General features: G+C 70.5%; 1 protein-coding gene and 1 pseudogene. Both read right to left on the reverse strand.

All coding sequences use genetic code 11. The annotated features are described in order from the left end of the window. Positions 1-7 precede the first annotated feature (7 nt). Entirely contained in the window at positions 8-1,507 is a 1,500-nt protein-coding gene (locus WBP48_RS14185; protein ID WP_424441404.1) for a DHA2 family efflux MFS transporter permease subunit, read from the reverse strand. Next, a pseudogene (locus WBP48_RS14190) lies at positions 1,504-1,757 on the reverse strand (PadR family transcriptional regulator); the annotation flags it as partial. The pseudogene WBP48_RS14190 and the gene WBP48_RS14185, both read right to left, overlap by 4 nt.

Raw genomic sequence — 1,757 nt, forward strand, 5'->3', positions numbered from 1 at the left:
GCGCGGGTCAGCGCGGGGCGAGGTGGGCGGGGCGCCGCATGAACAGCACCGCGACGACGCCGATGAGCATGACGGATGCCGGGAGCAGGATCGACTGGGCCATGGCATCGGAGAACCCGGCCACCACGAAGGGCGGCAGCTGTCCCGCGGCGAAGTCGCCGCCGGCATCGGCAGCTCCGGGCAGGTTCGCGGTGAGCCGGCTCTGCATGAAGGCCGCGATGGCCGCCGACCCGAGCACCGACCCGATCGTGCGCGTCGTGTTGTAGATGCCCGCCCCGGCGCCGGCCTGCCGCGGCTGCAGGTTGCGCGTCGCGGTCGTGGCGAGCGGCCCCCACATCCCGGACTGCGCGATGCCGAGGAGCCCCGAGGGCAGCAGGAACATCCAGATCTCGGTGTCGGGGTTCATCAGAGTGGCGTACCAGAACAGCGAGATCGAGGTCAGCAGCAGCCCGGGCACGAGCAGCAGTCGCGGGTCGACGCGGTCGAGGATGCGCCCCGCGACCGGCGAGAAGGCGCCGGCGAGCACCGCCATCGGGATGAGCAGCAGCGCCGCCTCGGTCGGGGTCAGCCCCCGCGCGAGCTGATAGAAGAACATCATCGGCAGCGACATCGCCGTGACCGTGAACCCGACGGTCGCGATGCCGAGGTTCGCGATCGAGAAGTTGCGGTCGCGGAACAGGTCGAGCGGCACAAGCGGCTCCGACCGGGTCTTCGCCTGCTGCCAGATGAACAGCCCCATGACGACGACGCCCGCGGCGATCATCGCCCACACCCACGCCGCCCAGTCGTAGTGCTCCCCCTCCTGCAGGCCGAACACGATGAGGAAGAGTCCGACCGCGCTGAGGAAAACCCCGACGATGTCGAAGCGGTGCTCGTGCGTCTTCAGGGCGGGCACCAGCATCCACGCCAGTACGAACCCGACGACCCCGACCGGCAGGTTGACGAAGAAGATCCACTCCCAGCCGAGCCCGTCGACGAGCAGCCCGCCCGCGAGGGGGCCGACGAGCATCGCGACACCCGAGGTCGCACCCCACAGGCCCATCGCCGCCCCGCGGCGGTTCGCGGGGAAGGTGCGCGTGATGACCGCCATCGTCTGCGGCGTCATGAGCGCCGCACCCAGCCCCTGCACGGCGCGGAACACGATCAGCATCTCGAGCGTGCCCGACAGCCCGCACCCGAGCGAGGCGAGCGTGAAGAGCGCGAGCCCGGTCAGGTAGATGCGCTTCGGCCCGAAGCGGTCGCCGAGGCGGCCCGTGATCAGCAGCGGCACGGCGTAGGCGAGGAGGTATGCCGAGGTGACCCAGACGACGTTGTCGAGGTTGTTCGTGTCCGGGTCGAGGGCCGCCTTGATGGCGGGGTTCGCGACCGACACGATCGTCGTGTCGACGAGGATCATGAAGAACCCGATGACGAGAGCCCAGAGGGCGGGCCACGGGTTCGGGTTGCCCTCTGTTCGTGGCGCGGTTGCTGGCGCGGTTGGCGCTCCGGCGGGGGTGGTCTCTGTCATTGCCGTGCGGCCTCTCTCTGAGCCAGATAGCGATCGGTGGGGATGCCGACGTGCTCTCCCCACGGGTAGTCGGGACGCCGGATGCGGTCGATGAGACCGCCCAGCCAGATCAGCTCCGCGTCGAGCAGCGCGCTCTCGCGTTCGACCTCGACGAGGTACAGCTCGGGAACGCCGCCGGCGATGGCCGCCGCGCGCCCGTCGCGATCGCGGTCGCGCGCCTCCGTCAGCGCGTCGAGGCGCTCGGTGAGCA

The organism is Microbacterium sp. (assembly GCF_049661145.1).
Lineage (GTDB): Bacteria > Actinomycetota > Actinomycetes > Actinomycetales > Microbacteriaceae > Microbacterium.